14 protein-coding genes and 1 tRNA gene are annotated in these 16,025 nt (G+C 50.0%); all 15 read left to right on the forward strand.

What is annotated here, in order from left to right; genetic code table 11:
• On the forward strand, window positions 1-87 hold an 87-nt coding region (locus JXQ28_01280; protein ID MBN2276353.1), incomplete at its 5' end, for an elongation factor Tu.
• A 27-nt stretch (window positions 88-114) separates the two neighbouring features.
• A complete protein-coding gene (gene rpmG / locus JXQ28_01285; protein MBN2276354.1) occupies window positions 115-267 on the forward strand; it encodes a 50S ribosomal protein L33 in 153 nt (50 codons plus the stop codon).
• 16 nt (window positions 268-283) lie between these two features.
• Window positions 284-357, forward strand: a tRNA-Trp gene (locus tag JXQ28_01290).
• A 21-nt stretch (window positions 358-378) separates the two neighbouring features.
• Window positions 379-561 (forward strand): preprotein translocase subunit SecE, encoded by a 183-nt coding sequence (gene secE, locus JXQ28_01295; protein MBN2276355.1) that lies wholly within the window; start codon window positions 379-381, stop codon window positions 559-561.
• 13 nt (window positions 562-574) lie between these two features.
• Window positions 575-1,117: a transcription termination/antitermination factor NusG gene (nusG, locus tag JXQ28_01300; protein ID MBN2276356.1), complete on the forward strand. Its 543-nt coding sequence runs from the start codon at window positions 575-577 to the stop codon at window positions 1,115-1,117.
• Between the two features lie 29 nt (window positions 1,118-1,146).
• The gene (gene rplK, locus JXQ28_01305) at window positions 1,147-1,572 is read left to right on the forward strand and encodes a 50S ribosomal protein L11 (GenBank protein MBN2276357.1); all 426 of its coding nucleotides are present in this window, start codon (window positions 1,147-1,149) and stop codon (window positions 1,570-1,572) included.
• 62 nt (window positions 1,573-1,634) lie between these two features.
• Window positions 1,635-2,339 carry a 50S ribosomal protein L1 gene (locus JXQ28_01310; GenBank protein ID MBN2276358.1) on the forward strand — a complete coding sequence of 235 codons (705 nt, stop codon included), beginning with the start codon at window positions 1,635-1,637 and terminating at the stop codon, window positions 2,337-2,339.
• 11 nt (window positions 2,340-2,350) lie between these two features.
• Entirely contained in the window at window positions 2,351-2,866 is a 516-nt protein-coding gene (locus JXQ28_01315; GenBank protein ID MBN2276359.1) for a 50S ribosomal protein L10, read from the forward strand.
• Window positions 2,867-3,000: 134 nt separating this feature from the next.
• Window positions 3,001-3,384 (forward strand): 50S ribosomal protein L7/L12, encoded by a 384-nt coding sequence (gene rplL, locus JXQ28_01320; protein MBN2276360.1) that lies wholly within the window; start codon window positions 3,001-3,003, stop codon window positions 3,382-3,384.
• A 289-nt stretch (window positions 3,385-3,673) separates the two neighbouring features.
• Window positions 3,674-7,432 (forward strand): DNA-directed RNA polymerase subunit beta, encoded by a 3,759-nt coding sequence (rpoB, locus tag JXQ28_01325; GenBank protein ID MBN2276361.1) that lies wholly within the window; start codon window positions 3,674-3,676, stop codon window positions 7,430-7,432.
• A 96-nt stretch (window positions 7,433-7,528) separates the two neighbouring features.
• Window positions 7,529-11,599, forward strand: coding sequence for a DNA-directed RNA polymerase subunit beta' (rpoC, locus tag JXQ28_01330; GenBank protein MBN2276362.1), 4,071 nt, complete (start codon window positions 7,529-7,531; stop codon window positions 11,597-11,599).
• A 73-nt stretch (window positions 11,600-11,672) separates the two neighbouring features.
• On the forward strand, window positions 11,673-12,047 hold the full coding sequence (locus tag JXQ28_01335) for a 30S ribosomal protein S12 (GenBank protein ID MBN2276363.1): 375 nt from the start codon (window positions 11,673-11,675) through the stop codon (window positions 12,045-12,047).
• Window positions 12,048-12,063: 16 nt separating this feature from the next.
• Window positions 12,064-12,534, forward strand: coding sequence for a 30S ribosomal protein S7 (rpsG, locus tag JXQ28_01340; GenBank protein ID MBN2276364.1), 471 nt, complete (start codon window positions 12,064-12,066; stop codon window positions 12,532-12,534).
• Window positions 12,535-12,715: 181 nt separating this feature from the next.
• Window positions 12,716-14,797: an elongation factor G gene (gene fusA / locus JXQ28_01345; GenBank protein MBN2276365.1), complete on the forward strand. Its 2,082-nt coding sequence runs from the start codon at window positions 12,716-12,718 to the stop codon at window positions 14,795-14,797.
• A 22-nt stretch (window positions 14,798-14,819) separates the two neighbouring features.
• Window positions 14,820-16,025 (forward strand): elongation factor Tu, encoded by a 1,206-nt coding sequence (tuf, locus tag JXQ28_01350; GenBank protein ID MBN2276366.1) that lies wholly within the window; start codon window positions 14,820-14,822, stop codon window positions 16,023-16,025.

A 16,025-nucleotide genomic window follows, 5' to 3' on the forward strand; every position in this document is an offset into this window, starting at 1 on the left:
ATTGCGATGGAGAAGGAGTTGCGCTTTGCGATCCGTGAGGGCGGCCGGACCGTCGGCGCCGGAGTCATCTCGGAGATTGTTGAGTAATAAACCGTTTTAGAAAGATCAAGGGATATGCCCAGAGACAAGATAACAATAGCGTGTAATGATTGTAAGAGACGTAATTACAATCTGACCAAGAATAAAAGACTGCACCCGGAGCGTGTGGAATATAAGAAGTTCTGTCCTTTTTGTAATAAACATACGTTGCACAAGGAAACCCGGTAGGCCGGAGAAAAGTATTAGGCCAGTAGCTCCAATTGGTAGAGCGCCGGTCTCCAAAACCGGATGTTGGGGGTTCGAGTCCCTCCTGGCCTGTACAAATACATAAGGTGAAAGATGGGTAAATTAGTCAAGTTCTTAAAAGAAGTCCGAGCCGAATTAAACAAGGTGACCTGGCCCACCACCCGGGAACTGATCGGTTCCACGATTGTAACAATTGTTGTCACGGTAATTATCTCGGTTTTTATCGGAATCATTGATCGGCTTTTATCAATGGCAACAGGAACCATTTTTGGGTGAGGTTATCTGACCTATGACATTGCGCTGGTACGCCGTTCACACTTATTCCGGCCATGAGCAGAAGGCGAAGAAGTATCTTGAATCGATCATAGCTTCCTCGGGTCTGCAGGAAAAATTCGGCCAGATTTTAATTCCGACCGAACAGGTTACGGAAATGAAACAGGGGAAAAGAACCACCTCAACCAAGAAATTCCTCCCCAGTTATATTCTGGTTGAAGTGGATCTGGACCGGGTAACTCAGAATCTGGTTATCAATGCTCCGAGTATCACTAATTTTGTCGGGGCAGGAGGTAAACCGCATCCGTTGAAAAAATCGGAAGTGGATCGGATTATGGGGCAGGTGGACAGCTCGCGTACGGCCGAGGTTTCCGATGTGCCTTATAAGGCCGGTGATGCCGTCAAAGTAATTGATGGTCCTTTTGCTGATTTTTCCGGATTTGTCAGCGAGGTCAACATGGAACGGAAAAAGATCAAGGTTATGGTATCGATTTTCGGGCGTCCGACACCGGTCGAACTTGATTTTCTTCAAATTGAACCTGTCAAGCAGAAATCATAAGAAAATTCAGAGTTTGTGGAGATAAAAAATTGGCCAAGAAAGTAGAAACGACAATCAAATTGCAGATTCCGGCCGGCAATGCCAATCCGGCGCCGCCGGTGGGTCCTGCTCTGGGGCAGCACGGCCTTAATATAATGGAATTCTGTAAGGCATTCAATGCCCGGACACAGAACCTGGGCGGTATTATAACCCCGGTTTTGATAACGGTTTACAGCGACAAATCATTCACCTTCGAGACCAAGACACCGCCCGCCTCGGTGCTTTTAAAAAAGGCCGCCGGATTGCAGAAGGGTTCCGGCGAACCCAATCGCAATAAGGTGGGTAAGGTCAGTTCCAAACAGGTTCGCGAAATCGCGGAACTGAAAATGGTCGATCTGAACGCCGCCAATGTCGAAACAGCAATGATGATGGTGGCCGGAACGGCCCGGTCGATGGGTATTGAGGTCGTGGATTAAATAATTAATATTCGATTGCACCTGCTTCGTTCACGAAATGGTTGCGGGGAGAATAGGAGCCTATGAAAAGATCAAAGAAGTATCAGAGTTATCGGGAAAAAGTCGATCGCACCAGAGCATATCCGCTTGATGAAGCCATCAAGATCATGAAGGAGAACAGCTACGTAAAATTCGACGAATCGGTCGAGGTGGCGGCGCGGCTGGGGGTTGATCCCAAACATGCCGACCAGATGGTGCGCGGGACTGTCAGCCTGCCGCATGGAACCGGGAAAAAAATCCGGGTTCTCGTATTTGCCGCCGGCGAAAAAGAAGAGGAGGCCAAACGGGCCGGGGCTGATTTTGTTGGCTCTCAGGAACTGGTGGAAAAAATTCAGGGCGGCTGGATTGATTTCGATGTTGCCGTGGCCACGCCGGATATGATGAAAGTCGTCGGCCGACTGGGTAAAATTTTGGGCGCCCGGGGTCTGATGCCCAACCCGAAGTCGGGAACGGTGACCATGGATCTGGAACGGACAATTAAAGAACTGAAAGCAGGTCGAATTGAATATCGAGTCGACCGCCAATCCAATGTGGCTGTTCCGGTCGGTAAAGTATCCTTTTCCGAAGATCAGATTGCCGAGAATGTCAGGGTTTTTATTGATGCCCTTATTAAAGCCAAGCCTTCTTCGGCCAAAGGAACATATATGCTGGGTATTTCCCTGTGTTCCACGATGGGGGTCGGCCTGAAACTGGATCACCAAGCCATACTGGCGGATATGAAGAAATAGAGGATGCTGATATGCCGAAACCGGAAAAAATTGCAAAAGTCAATGACATAAAAAGACACCTTGAGGAATCGAATTCCATCTTTGTAACCGATTACACCGGTCTCAATGTGGCGGATATTACGGTTCTCAGGAAGAATCTTCGGGAAAACTCGGTCACATATCTGGTGGCCAAAAATACCCTGTTGAAAATTGCCGCCCAGGAAACCGGGTTTGATGGTATTGTAAGCCATCTCACCGGTCAAACGGCCATTGCTTTTACAAAGGCCGATCCCGTGATTCCGGCCAAAATTCTATATGATTCATTTAAGGATAAAGAGAAACCGGTTATCCGGACTTTTGTCCTTGATAAAGAAATTTATCCCGGGACTGATATCGTCCGCCTGGCGGAACTTCCGTCCCGAGAGATTCTCCTGTCCCAAATTATTGCTGCCGTCGAGGCCCCGATCAGTTCCACGATTATGTCAATCGATGCCGTTTTCCAGGAACTAATGGCAACGGTCGAGGCTCTGGCTCAGGCGAAAGGATAAGGTTGAAAAACGTTGGGCTTAAGGTCGTAACGTGGGTCACGCTTCTCAGTGGATTTAGCCCATCTGCTGGACTTGAACGGACGACGGCTTAAATCAAGAGATGAATTAGAGAATAAAATCGAAAGGATACAGAAATGGCAGAGAATGCTGTTATTAATGAAATTGTTGAGAAAATAGCCTCTCTTTCGGCTATGGATCTGGCGGATCTTTCCAAAGCCATCCAGGACAAGTTTGGTGTAAAGCCGATGGCTCCGGTTGCGGCCGCCGCTCCTGCGGCTGGTGGTGCCGGTGCGGAAGCCGCCGTAAAAACTGAATTTGATGTGGTTCTCAATGCCGCCGGCGATAAGAAGATTCAGGTTATTAAAGTCGTCCGCGAATTGACCGGGCTGGGCTTGAAAGAAGCCAAGGATCTGGTCGACAATGCGCCATCAAAAGTCAAGGAAGGTATCCCGGAGGCTGAGGCCAAGGCCGCTGTGGAAAAACTGCAGGAGGTTGGCGCCCAGGTTGAGATAAAATAGTATCTCCCAATCAGGCCGGGAACGATTTTGTATAAAATCTGTTACACCGGATGGTGTTTCGGGTGATCCCGAAATTTTTAAAATCCGGCGAATAGGCTGTATTAAAATGGCTCCTGAGACAAACAGAGTTGTTTTTGTCCGGAGAAAAATTTAAAGATTTTGCAGAGTCGCCGATGCGAATATTGACTGTTTATAATTATATTTTCTTTTCCCCCCTTCGCATCATATCGAGTCTGTACCGGGGCATCCTTTTATTGATTTAAAGGAGGAAATCTTGGCTCGCAAAAAGATGATCGAAAAAATCAGCTACCAGAGAACCCCAGATGCGGCCGAAATGCCGAATCTGCTTGAAGTTCTGATTGAATCCTATGACAACTTTCTCCAGAAGGGTGTTCCTCCGGAGAAACGGGTCAATCAGGGTTTGCAGCAGATTTTCAATGAGATTTTCCCCGTGTCGGATATCCATGATAATAATACCATGGAATTCGTTCGTTACACGTTGGGAACTCCCAGGTATTCGGTGGATGAATGCCGTGAGAGAAATATGACTTTTGCCGCGCCGCTGAGGGCGACTCTTCGACTGATTACCAAACAGGGTGAGGGTGAGGAAAAAGAAGTCAAGGATATTATCGAGCAGGATGTATATCTGGGCGAGCTGCCTCTGATAACCCAGTGGGGCACTTTTATCGTCAACGGGGCGGAGCGTGTTATTGTCAGTCAGCTCCATCGTTCTCCCGGAGTCTTCTTTGACGAAAGTGTCCACCCCAACGGTAAACTGCTGTTTTCGGCAAGGATTATTCCTTACCGGGGCAGCTGGCTGGAATTTGTTATCGATGTCAGCGATATCATGCATGTCCATATTGATTCGCGGCGGAAGTTGCCGGTTACAACCTTGCTTCGGGCGATCGGCTATCCCACCGACGAGGAGCTGGTAAATGTATTTTACAAACCGAAGAATCTTGATATCTCCGGGAAAAAGGAGATTAAGATTGATGAGCATGCTTTGGCCGGCGAGACTATTATAAATGAAGAAACCGGCGAAATCGTTATTGGCACGGCCGAACCGTTGTCTGAGAAAGTTATCGATAACCTGAGAGAACTGAAGGTTAAGAAGATTAAGATAGTGGAAAGGGAAAATCCTCGTGACGCCCTGGTCATAATGAATACCATTAAGAAAGACCCGGCCAAATCCCGCGAGGAGGCCCTGACCAAAATTTATTCTCTACTCCGGCCGGGTGAGCCGCCGACCATGGAAATGGCCGAAGCGCTGTTAGAAAAGCTGTTTTTCAATACCAAGCGGTATGATCTCGGTGAAGTCGGCCGGTATATGATCAACCAGCGTTTGGGACTTGATATTCCCCTGGATAAAACTATTCTTGATCTGAAGGATTTCGTTTCCATTATTTCATATCTGATTGCTCTGAGGAACGGTAACGGTTTTGTCGATGATATTGATCATCTCGGAAATCGCCGCGCTAGGACCCTGGGCGAGTTGCTGTCCAATCTTTTTTCAGTCGGGCTTTCCCGGGTGGCCAAATCAATCCGGGAACGTTTATCGCTTCGTGAAAGTGAAGGAGCGACGCCGCAATTATTGATTAATGCTCGCACCGTTTCAGCCGTGATCGATACCTTTTTCGGGTCGTCGCAGTTGTCGCAGTTTATGGATCAGACCAATCCGCTCTCGGAGTTGACACACAAAAGACGTCTTTCAGCGCTGGGACCGGGAGGCCTGACTCGCGAGCGGGCCGGATTCGAGGTCCGCGACGTTCATCATACTCATTATGGCCGGATGTGCCCGATTGAGACGCCGGAAGGACCGAATATCGGTCTTATTGCCTCATTGGCCACTTTTGCCCGGATCAATAAGTATGGTTTTCTGGAAACTCCTTATCGGCGGGTCGAAAAAGGTAAAGTGACCGATGAAATCAGATATCTAACAGCCGACGAAGAGGACCGTTACCTTATCGCCCAGTCCGATGAGCCAATTGATAAATCCGGTAAATTGATTAACCAGTCAATTCGGGCCCGGCGTCGGACCGATTATCCGATGGTCGGACCGGAGGAAGTTAATTTTCTGGAAGTGTCTCCAAGGCAACTTGTTTCGGTTGCGGCGGCGTTGATTCCTTTCCTTGATCATGATGATGCCAACCGGGCTCTGATGGGATCCAATATGCAGCGCCAGGCCGTTCCCCTTTTGATTACGGAGGCCCCGATTGTCGGGACCGGGATAGAGCCCAAAGCGGCTGTCGATTCCGGTGCGGCGATGGTAGCCACGCGGCCGGGAATCGTCAAATATGCTTCGGCCAAGAGAATAATTATTACTCCTGACGCCAAACCTCATGCGGATGAATTGGGCTATTACGAAGATGATGAGTATAATCTTGTCAAATTCCGCCGCTCCAACCAGGATACCTGTGTCAACTTTAAACCTCTGGTGGAGGAGGGTGAAAGGGTTGCGGCCGGGGATGTTATTGCCGACGGTCCGTCGGTTGACAACGGCGAGCTGGCCCTGGGATTCAATGTCTTGGTAGCCTTTATGCCCTGGCGAGGATACAATTACGAGGACGCCATTATCGTATCCGAAAGACTGATTCGCGAGGATGTTTTCACATCGATCCATATCGAAGAATTCGAATTGCAGGTTCGCGATACCAAACGCGGGGCGGAAGAAATCACCCGGGAAATTCCGAACGTTTCCGAGGAGGCGCTGCTCAATCTTGATGAGCGGGGTATTGTCAGGGTTGGGGCTGAAGTGGAAGCCGGTGATATTCTGGTCGGCAAGGTTAGTCCTAAGGGTGAAACGGAGCTTTCGCCTGAGGAAAGGCTGTTGCGCGCCATCTTCGGTGAAAAGGCCGGGGATGTTAAAGATGCCTCGTTGAAGGCGCCGCCCGGGATGAAGGGTGTCGTAATCGACACCAAGGTTTTTTCAAGGAAGGAAAGAACCGAAGAGGCCAAGAAAACCGAGAAGAATGAAACGGCCCAGATAAAACGGCGTTATGCCAGGATCAGACAGAGTATTATCACCCACCGCAATGAGCGGCTGGCCGGAGTTCTGGACGGGTTAAGCAGTAATTCGGTGCGGTCCAAGGTTGATAATTCGATTATGGTCCGGGCCGGACATAAGTACGATGCGGAATTTTTGAAGACTTTTGACTTCGATTCTTCCTATGCATCGGATGGTTATTCCGATAATGATACCGCCAACCGAAAAGTTGACAAGATAATCAAAGAGGCCGCCGACCTGATCACCGAGAAGGAAGAAGAAATGGCGGTTGAGGTTGATAAAATCGTTCGCGGCGCGGAACTTCCTCCGGGAGTCCGGCAATTGGTCAAAATCAAGGTAGCCATTCGCCGGAAACTGGCCGTCGGCGATAAGATGGCCGGACGGCATGGTAATAAAGGTGTGGTTTCCAAGATTGTCCCGATTGAAGATATGCCGTACCTTGAGGATGGGACCCCGGTCGACATTCTGTTGAATCCGCTTGGTGTACCTTCACGTATGAATGTCGGCCAGGTACTTGAGACCCACATGGGTTGGGCCGCCAAGAAACTCAATATTCGCATTGCCACGCCGGTTTTTGACGGAGCCAGCCTGGATCAAATTACCGAGAAACTTCAGGAAGCCGGTCTTCCGGTTTCCGGTAAGATTAAACTGTATGATGGTTATAACGGTGAGGCATTCGGAAGTGAGATAACGGTTGGTTATATTTATATGATGAAACTGGCCCATTTGGTGGACAATAAGATTCATGCCCGGTCGATTGGTCCCTATAGCCTGGTAACCCAGCAACCGCTTGGCGGCAAGGCCCAGTTTGGCGGCCAGCGATTCGGCGAAATGGAAGTCTGGGCTCTGGAGGCCTATGGAGCGGCTTATACGCTTCAGGAACTCCTGACGGTCAAATCGGATGATGTGACCGGCCGGAGTAAGATCTACGAAGCCATTGTCAAGGGCGAGAATCCGCCGGAACCGGGTATTCCCGAGTCCTTCAACGTTCTTGTAAAAGAGCTGCAGGGTTTGGGGCTGGATGTTAAATTGATTGAAAAATAGCCGTAGCCGACGGTGTGGCAGGATGTTTTTATGGAAATAATTGCCTTATAGGCAATGATATAAAGGAGTTAAACAGTGGTTAACTTACCTTCAAGTATTCCGAGAGCTCAGCAGAAAAAGCCGGTTGATTTTTCCGCTATTCAGGTTCAATTGGCGTCGCCCGAGACCATCTTATCCTGGTCATATGGCGAAGTTACCAAGCCGGAAACGATTAATTACCGGTCTTTTAAACCCGAGCGCGATGGGTTGTTCTGTGAGAGAATTTTCGGCCCGGTCAAAGACTGGGAGTGTAACTGCGGTAAATATAAGAGAATCCGATTCCGCGGAATCGTCTGCGATCGTTGCGGGGTCGAGGTTACTCAATCCAAAGTCCGCCGGGAACGTATGGGCCATATCGAACTGGCGGTTCCGGTTACACATATCTGGTTTGTTAAATCGCTGCCGTCGCGAATCGGTTATATGCTCGATCTCTCTGTCCGGGAATTGGAGAAGATTATCTACTATGAAGCTTATATAATGATCGATCCCGGGAACACCTCCTACCAGGAACGCGATATTATCACTGAAGAAGAATATATGGAACTTGAAGAGAGCGGTAAGGAATTCGATGCCCGGATGGGCGCCGACGCCATTAAAGAACTGCTCTCGCGGATTGATATTGAAGAGGTGGCCATCAACCTCAGGGCCCAGGTCAAGGTCGAAACATCGGTTCAAAGGCAGAAAGACGCTCTCAAGCGGCTAAAAATCATCGAGGCTTTCCGGCAATCGACCAATAATCCGGAATGGATGGTGATGAATGTCATTCCGGTAATTCCGCCCGATCTGCGTCCGTTGGTACCGCTTGAGGGTGGTCGTTTTGCCACTTCGGATCTAAACGATTTATATCGCCGGGTTATTAACCGCAACAACCGTCTGAAAAAACTCATTGATATTCAGGCTCCCGATGTTATCCTTCGCAACGAAAAAAGGATGTTACAGGAAGCAGTTGACGCTCTCTTCGATAACGGTCGTCGAACCCATTCGGTCCGCGGCGATTCCAAGCGCCCGCTGAAATCGCTTTCGGATCTGCTCAAGGGCAAACAGGGACGATTCCGGCAAAATCTCCTTGGGAAACGGGTGGATTATTCCGGCCGTTCGGTCATTGTGGTCGGTCCGGAACTTAAAATTTACCAGTGCGGTCTACCGAAGAATATGGCCCTGGAACTTTTCAAGCCGTTTATCATAATGAAACTGGAAGAAAAAGGGTATGTCCAGACGGTCAAATCGGCTAAAAAACTGGTCGAAAGAGAACGGCCCGAAGTCTGGGATATTCTTGAAGAAATTATTGAAGATCATCCCATTTTGCTCAACCGGGCCCCGACCCTACATCGGCTGGGAATACAGGCCTTTTATCCGGTCCTGGTGGAAGGAAAGGCCATACGGTTGCATCCGCTGGTCTGTGCCGCCTTCAATGCCGACTTTGATGGCGACCAGATGGCGGTTCACATTCCGCTGTCATTCGAAGCCCAGCTTGAAGCCAGGCTGTTGATGCTTTCGTCCAACAATATTTTGTTGCCGTCATCGGGGAGACCGGTGGCTGTTCCATCGCAGGATATGGTTATTGGATGTTATTTCCTGACCAAATTGAAGGCCGGTTCCCAGGGTGAGGGAATGGCTTTTTATTCAACCGATGAAATTCTTGCGGCCCACGCCGCCGGTGTGATTGCTTTGAATGCCAAGGCTCGCGTGAGAATCAACGGTCAGCTACTTGAAACGTCACCGGGGAGAGTCATTTTTAATCAAATTATGCCCCCGGAATTGCCCTTTTTCAACAAGGTGGCTTCAAAGAGCATTCTGGAACAACTGGTGCTTGATTGTTTTCGTCTGGTCGGCACTTCCCGAACAGTGGATTTCCTTGATAAATTGAAAAAACTCGGGTTTGAATACGCCACCCAGGCCGGTGTGACAGTATCAATCGGCGATATGCTGATCCCTGAAGAGAAACAGCAGTTGATCGGCGAGGCCGAGAAGCAGGTCGCCAAGATTCAGAAACGCTATGAACGCGGTGTCATTACCAACGGCGAACGGTATAACCAGGTAATCGATATCTGGACCAAAACCACTTCCGAGGTGGCCCAGGTGATGTTCGATAATCTGGCCCGTGATCGGCAGGGATTCAACCCGGTCTATATGATGGCCGATTCCGGGGCTCGTGGTTCCAAAGAGCAAATCCGCCAGTTGGCGGGGATGCGCGGTCTGATGGCCAAGCCGCAGAAGAAAATCACCGGCGGTGTCGGTGAAATTATCGAATCGCCGATTATCTCCAATTTCCGAGAAGGGCTGTCGGTGATGGAGTACTTCATTTCGACTCATGGCGCTCGCAAAGGTCTGGCTGATACGGCTCTGAAAACGGCCGACGCCGGGTACCTGACCAGGCGTCTGGTTGATGTGGCCCAGGATGTCATCACCACGGAAATCGACTGTAATACCATTCTGGGTATTAATATTACGGCCCTGAAAGAGGGAGAGGAAATCATCGAGTCTCTGCGCGACCGTATTCTTGGAAGGGTCGCCCTTGAAGATGTGTTCGATCCGATTACCGATGAAGTCATTGTCAATGCCGGAGAGGAAATTCGGGAAATCCAGGCCGCCCAGATAGAAGATGCCGGGATAGAATCGGTCCGTATCCGTTCCGTGTTGACCTGTGAATCCAAGCGTGGAATTTGCTGCAAATGCTACGGCCGTAATTTGGCCAGCATGGATATGGTCGATATCGGTGAGGCGGTTGGCGTAATAGCGGCTCAATCGATCGGTGAACCGGGTACCCAGCTTACCCTGCGGACCTTCCATATCGGCGGAACCGCCGCGCGTATTGCCGCCCAATCCAAGGTGGAGTGTAAATACTCCGGCCGGGTGGTTTATGTTTCGATGAAACATCTGGAACGTTCCGACGGAACCAAAATCGTCACCGGCCGGGAGGGCGAAATCCATATTGTTGACGATCAGGAACGGGTTCGCTCGCGTATGAAAGTGCCGTATGGATCGATTGTGACGGTTGATGACGAAGCCAGGATAGAAAAGGGTGCCGGAGTCTTTGAGTGGGATCCGTATTCAACCACGATTGTCACCGAATATGACGGTAAAATAGCTTTTAAAGACATTGTCCCGGATGTTTCTCTCCGCGAGGAGCTGGATGAAACAACCGGTCTGATTCAGCCGATTATTGTTGAGGAGCGTGAAAAAGCCCTGTTCCCGACCATAATTATCAAGGATTCCAAGGGCAAGAAACTGGCCAGTTATCGTATTCCGACCGGGGCTCATCTGCTTGTTCATGACGGTCAGGATATTGAAAAGGGCGAATTCCTGGTTAAAATTCCCCGTCAGATTTCAAAAACCCGCGATATTACCGGTGGTCTGCCTCGGGTGGCGGAGCTTTTCGAGGCCCGCAAACCCCACGACCCGGCGGTTATATCGGAAGTTGACGGCATTGTTGAATTCGGGAAGATTGTCCGCGGTCAACAGCAGATCCTTATCCAGGGCGATCAGGGCGAAACTAAGGAATATCTCATTCCTCACGGCAAGCATATGCATATTCATGACGGCGATCGGGTCATGGCCGGCGACAGCCTTTGCGAGGGATCCATTGATCCGCACGATATTCTGAAGGTGTCCGGGGTTAACCGGGTGCAGGAATATCTGGTGAATGAAATCCAGGAAGTTTATCGTCTGCAGGGCGTCAAGATCAATGACAAACATATTGAAGTTATTGTCCGCCAAATGCTTCAAAAGGTCAAGGTGGAGCATCCGGGAGATACCAATTCCCTCCAGGGCGAGCAGGTTGATCGGCACAAATTTGCTGAAGAAAACGACCGGGTAATCGCCGAGGGGGGGGAACCGGCCACTTTTGAGCCACTCCTGCTGGGTATTACCAAGGCGTCGCTCTCTACCGAGAGTTTCTTCTCGGCGGCTTCATTCCAGGAGACGACCAAGGTCTTGACGGAGGCGGCCATAAACGGGAAAATAGACTATTTACGTGGCCTCAAGGAAAATGTTATTATCGGTCATCTTATTCCGGCCGGCACCGGGGTGGTGGATTATCACTCGGTGGAATTGGTTTCGGAGGATGAAGAGGGTGAAGGCGAGGATTCTGGAGATTCCATTGCCAACATTTTCCAAGAAAATGCTTGACAATGAAATGAAATTAAATAAATTACGAATCTCTTTTTGAATAAGTGATTAAGTTTTTTTGGAGGTGTTTATATTGCCCAGGATTAGTCAGTTGATACGCAAAGGCCGGAAGCAGGTAACCGTCAAAACCAATACCCCGGCGTTGAAAAACTGCCCTCAGAAGCGAGGTGTCTGTACGAGAGTGTATACTTCGACACCCAAGAAACCGAATTCTGCACTGCGTAAGGTTGCCCGCGTCAGGTTGACTAATCAAATGGAAGTCACGGCTTATATTCCCGGTGAGGGGCACAACCTCCAGGAGCACTCGATTGTCTTGATCCGGGGCGGCCGTGTCAAGGATCTTCCGGGTGTGCGCTATCATATTATTCGCGGCACTATGGATGCTTCGGGTGTGGCCGACCGAACCCAGAGTCGATCCAAATACGGTGCCAAGCGGCCGAAGAAATAAGAAGGTAGGTTGAAGGATGCCGAGAAAAAATACACCAACCAGGCGGGAATTGATACCCGATACCAAATATGGTGACAGGTTATGTACCCAGTTTATGGGTTTTATGATGACAAGCGGTAAACGATCAACGGCGGAGCGGATTCTGTATACCTGTCTTGATATTGTCGAAAAGAAGAGCGGCCAGCCCGGAATCGAAATGTTTCATAAGGCCATAAACAATGTCAAGCCGGTTCTGGAAGTGAAATCACGCCGGGTTGGTGGTGCTACCTACCAGGTTCCGGTTGAAGTCCGGGCCGATCGGCGGACGGCTCTGGCCATCAGGTGGATAATCAGTTACTCTCGCGGCCGGGGGGAACACACCATGGCGGAAAAGCTGGCGGCGGAATTGATTGCGGCGGCCAACAATGAAGGGGCCTCGATAAAGAAAAAAGAAGATACACATAAAATGGCCGAGGCCAACAAGGCCTTTGCTCATTTTAGATGGTAAGCGGATATTAGAAGGGTAGAAAGAAAAAGGTAAGAGTTTTACTTGAAGGCTATTGTTGAGAAACAATAGGAAGCCTTAGCGGATCTTTGAAAACCGATGGTCCTGACTGATCTGACCTAAGGTCACGTGCGCGAGGTTTCTTATGGACGAGCCAAAAGTTGGATTCAGTTGGGAATTTATTATGTCTGGACGGAAGGACATGAGTCGTATCAGGAATATCGGCATTATGGCCCACATCGATGCCGGTAAGACGACTACGACCGAGCGCATCCTGTATTATACCGGTAAGACCCACCGGATCGGTGAGGTCGATGACGGGGCCGCCACGATGGATTGGATGGAGCAGGAAAAAGAGCGCGGGATTACCATTACTTCCGCCGCTACTACCTGTTACTGGTTAAATCACGAAATCAATATCATCGATACCCCGGGGCATGTCGACTTCACCATGGAAGTCGAACGCTCTCTGAGAGTGCTTGACGGCGCGGTTGCCTTATTCTGTGCCGTGGGCGGGGTAGAGCCGCAGTCGGAGACAGTCTGGCTGCAGGCCGATAAATATCACGTTCCCCGGATTGCCTATATCAACAAGCTTGACCGCATGGGGGCTGATTTTTTTAGTGCCGTCCAGGAAATGAATCAGAAATTTACGATCAAATGCCTGCCGATTCAAATTCCCTACGGACAAAGTGATAAATTCGCGGGAGTCATTGATCTGATTGATATGACCCTCCGTGTTTATGACTCCGAAAGCCTGGGAACCAGTTTCTCGGATGGCGGAATACCGGATGATTACATGGAAGCGGCTCTTAAGGCGCGCGAGGAATTGCTTGATGCGGTTTCGGATTTCGATGACGAGTTGATTGAGAAACTGTTGCATGATAAGCCTGCCGGGCGGAATGAGATCATCCGGGCTATTCGTAAGGCTGTAATAGAGTGTTCTTTTGTGCCGGTTCTTTGCGGATCATCCCTCAGAAATGTCGGCGTTCAAAAATTACTTGATGCCGTGGTGGCTTTTTTGCCGGCGCCTGACGATCTGCCCCCGATCGAAGGTATGACTCCCGATGGCAAGAAAGAACTGACCCGGCGGGCCGATGTCGTTGAACCTCTTACAGCTCTAGCGTTTAAGGTGGTCACTGATCCCCATGCAGGTAAACTTTGTTATGTCCGCGTTTATTCGGGGGGGATGCAGACAGGAAAATATGTCCTTAATCCGATATCCGGGATAAAAGAGCGGGTTGGCCGTATCATGCGGATGCATTCCAACAAACGTACCGATATTGATACCGCCCTGGCCGGTGATATCGTTGCTGTAATCGGCTTCCGTAAAACAACTACCGGTGACACCCTCTGCGACCCCAAACATCCCATAAAGCTTAAGCTTATGCGATTCCCGGAACCGGTTATTTCCGTCGCCATCGAGCCAAAATCAAAAGCCGACCAGGATAAAATGATCGATGCCCTCAATCGGATCCAAGAAGAAGACCCGACCTTCAAAGCTATCACCAATGAAGAAACCGGACAGATGATAATATCCGGAATGGGTGAATTACATCTTGAGATTATTGTCGATCGGATGATTCGAGAATTCCATATTAAAGCCAATATTGGTAAACCCCAGGTGGCATACAAGGAAACCATTACCGCCGAAGTCGAACAGGAAGGCAGATTTATCCGCCAGACGGGCGGGAAGGGTCAGTATGGACATGTGGTTTTAAATGTTCGTCCGACCGAGAATGGAACGCCGTTTGTTTTCGAAAATCGAATAAAAGACGGGGTTGTTCCGGCCGAGTATGTGCGTTCGGTTGAAAAGGGGGTTCGTCAGGCCATGACCAACGGAGTCATTGCCGGATATCCGTTAACGGGGATAAGTGTTGCTTTGATTAATGGATCATATCATGATGTCGATTCGACTGATCTGGCTTTTGAGGTTGCCGCTTCAGTGGCCCTGCGGGATGCGGCCCGAAAAGCCAAACCGGTTGTTTTGGAGCCGGTCATGAAAGTGGAAGTGGTTTGCCCGGAAGAATATATGGGCAATGTTGTAGGCGATTTGAATCAGCGCCGCGGCAAAATAAACGGTATGGTGCCGCGAAATAACCTGCAGGTTATTTCGGCCATGGTCCCATTGGCGGAGATGTTCGGTTATGCAACCGCCCTGCGGAATCTTACTCAGGGGCGTGGGATACATACCATGCAGTTCAGTCGATATGCCCCGCTTCCCAGAGAGATCTCCGGAAAAATGTTTGCGAATTTAATGTATAATTAATAGACGGAGGAAGAGTTTAGCGATGGCTAAGGAGAAATTTGTCAGGACGAAGCCGCATGTAAATGTGGGAACGATCGGTCATGTGGACCATGGCAAGACGACGTTAACGGCGGCGATGACGATGATATTATCACGTAAGGGTCACAGTCAGATTCGGACGTTTGATTCGATTGACAACGCTCCGGAGGAACGTGAGCGGGGGATCACGATTGCGACGGCGCATGTGGAGTATGAGACGGACAAGCGTCATTATGCCCATGTGGATTGTCCGGGTCATGCGGACTATGTAAAGAACATGATCACGGGCGCGGCTCAGATGGACGGAGCGATTTTGGTAGTTTCGGCGGCTGATGGTCCGATGCCTCAGACGCGGGAGCACATTTTGCTGGCTCGTCAGGTGGGTGTGCCGTATATCGTGGTATATATGAACAAGGTTGATATGGTAGATGATCTGGAGTTGCTGGATTTGGTGGAGCTGGAAGTGCGTGATTTGCTGACGAAGTATCAATTTCCCGGGGATGACATTCCGGTGATCCGTGGGTCGGCGTTGCAGGCGATGACGGCGGCGTCGAATCCTGACATCAAGGATGATCCGTCCTTTAAGTCGGTGTATGAATTATTGGAGGCGTTGGACACGTATATTCCGGAGCCGCAGCGGGAGAAGGACAAGCCGTTTTTGATGCCGATCGAGGACATTTTTTCGATCACGGGTCGAGGGACGGTGGCGACGGGTCGAATTGAGCGTGGCATTGTCAAGATGGGTGAAGAGGTGGAGATTGTGGGGATTCGAGAGACGCGGAAGACGGTTTGCACGGGAGTGGAGATGTTTCGGAAGATCATGGATGAGGGTGAGGCCGGAGACAATGTTGGTTTGTTGTTACGCGGTATTGATAAGGATGAGATTGAGCGTGGGATGGTGATAGCGAAGCCGGGATCGATCACGCCGCACAAGAAATTCAAGGCGGAGATATATGTTTTGAGCAAGGAAGAGGGTGGTCGTCACACGCCGTTTTTCAATGGCTATCGGCCGCAGTTTTATTTTCGGACGACGGACGTGACGGGATCGATCCAGTTGGCCCAGGGTGTTGAGATGGTGATGCCGGGTGACAACGTGTCGTTGGAGGCGGAGTTGATCACGCCGATTGCGATGGAGAAGGAGTTGCGCTTTGCGATCCGTGAGGGCGGCCGGACCGTCGGCGCCGGAGTCATCTCGGAGATTGTTGAGTAA

The sequence above is a fragment of the Candidatus Zixiibacteriota bacterium genome, assembly GCA_016933955.1.
Classification (GTDB): domain Bacteria; phylum Zixibacteria; class MSB-5A5; order GN15; family PGXB01; genus JAFGTT01.

Bases quoted from the DNA above. Each gene is read 5' to 3' on its own strand.
- rpmG (MBN2276354.1), top strand. From the start codon at position 115: ATGCCCAGAGACAAGATAACAATAGCGTGTAATGATTGTAAGAGACGT.
- JXQ28_01315 (MBN2276359.1), top strand. From the start codon at position 2,351: ATGCCGAAACCGGAAAAAATTGCAAAAGTCAATGACATAAAAAGACAC.
- secE (MBN2276355.1), top strand. From the start codon at position 379: ATGGGTAAATTAGTCAAGTTCTTAAAAGAAGTCCGAGCCGAATTAAAC.
- rplL (MBN2276360.1), top strand. From the start codon at position 3,001: ATGGCAGAGAATGCTGTTATTAATGAAATTGTTGAGAAAATAGCCTCT.
- JXQ28_01310 (MBN2276358.1), top strand. From the start codon at position 1,635: ATGAAAAGATCAAAGAAGTATCAGAGTTATCGGGAAAAAGTCGATCGC.
- rpsG (MBN2276364.1), top strand. From the start codon at position 12,064: ATGCCGAGAAAAAATACACCAACCAGGCGGGAATTGATACCCGATACC.
- tuf (MBN2276366.1), top strand. From the start codon at position 14,820: ATGGCTAAGGAGAAATTTGTCAGGACGAAGCCGCATGTAAATGTGGGA.
- fusA (MBN2276365.1), top strand. From the start codon at position 12,716: ATGTCTGGACGGAAGGACATGAGTCGTATCAGGAATATCGGCATTATG.
- rpoB (MBN2276361.1), top strand. From the start codon at position 3,674: ATGATCGAAAAAATCAGCTACCAGAGAACCCCAGATGCGGCCGAAATG.
- nusG (MBN2276356.1), top strand. From the start codon at position 575: ATGACATTGCGCTGGTACGCCGTTCACACTTATTCCGGCCATGAGCAG.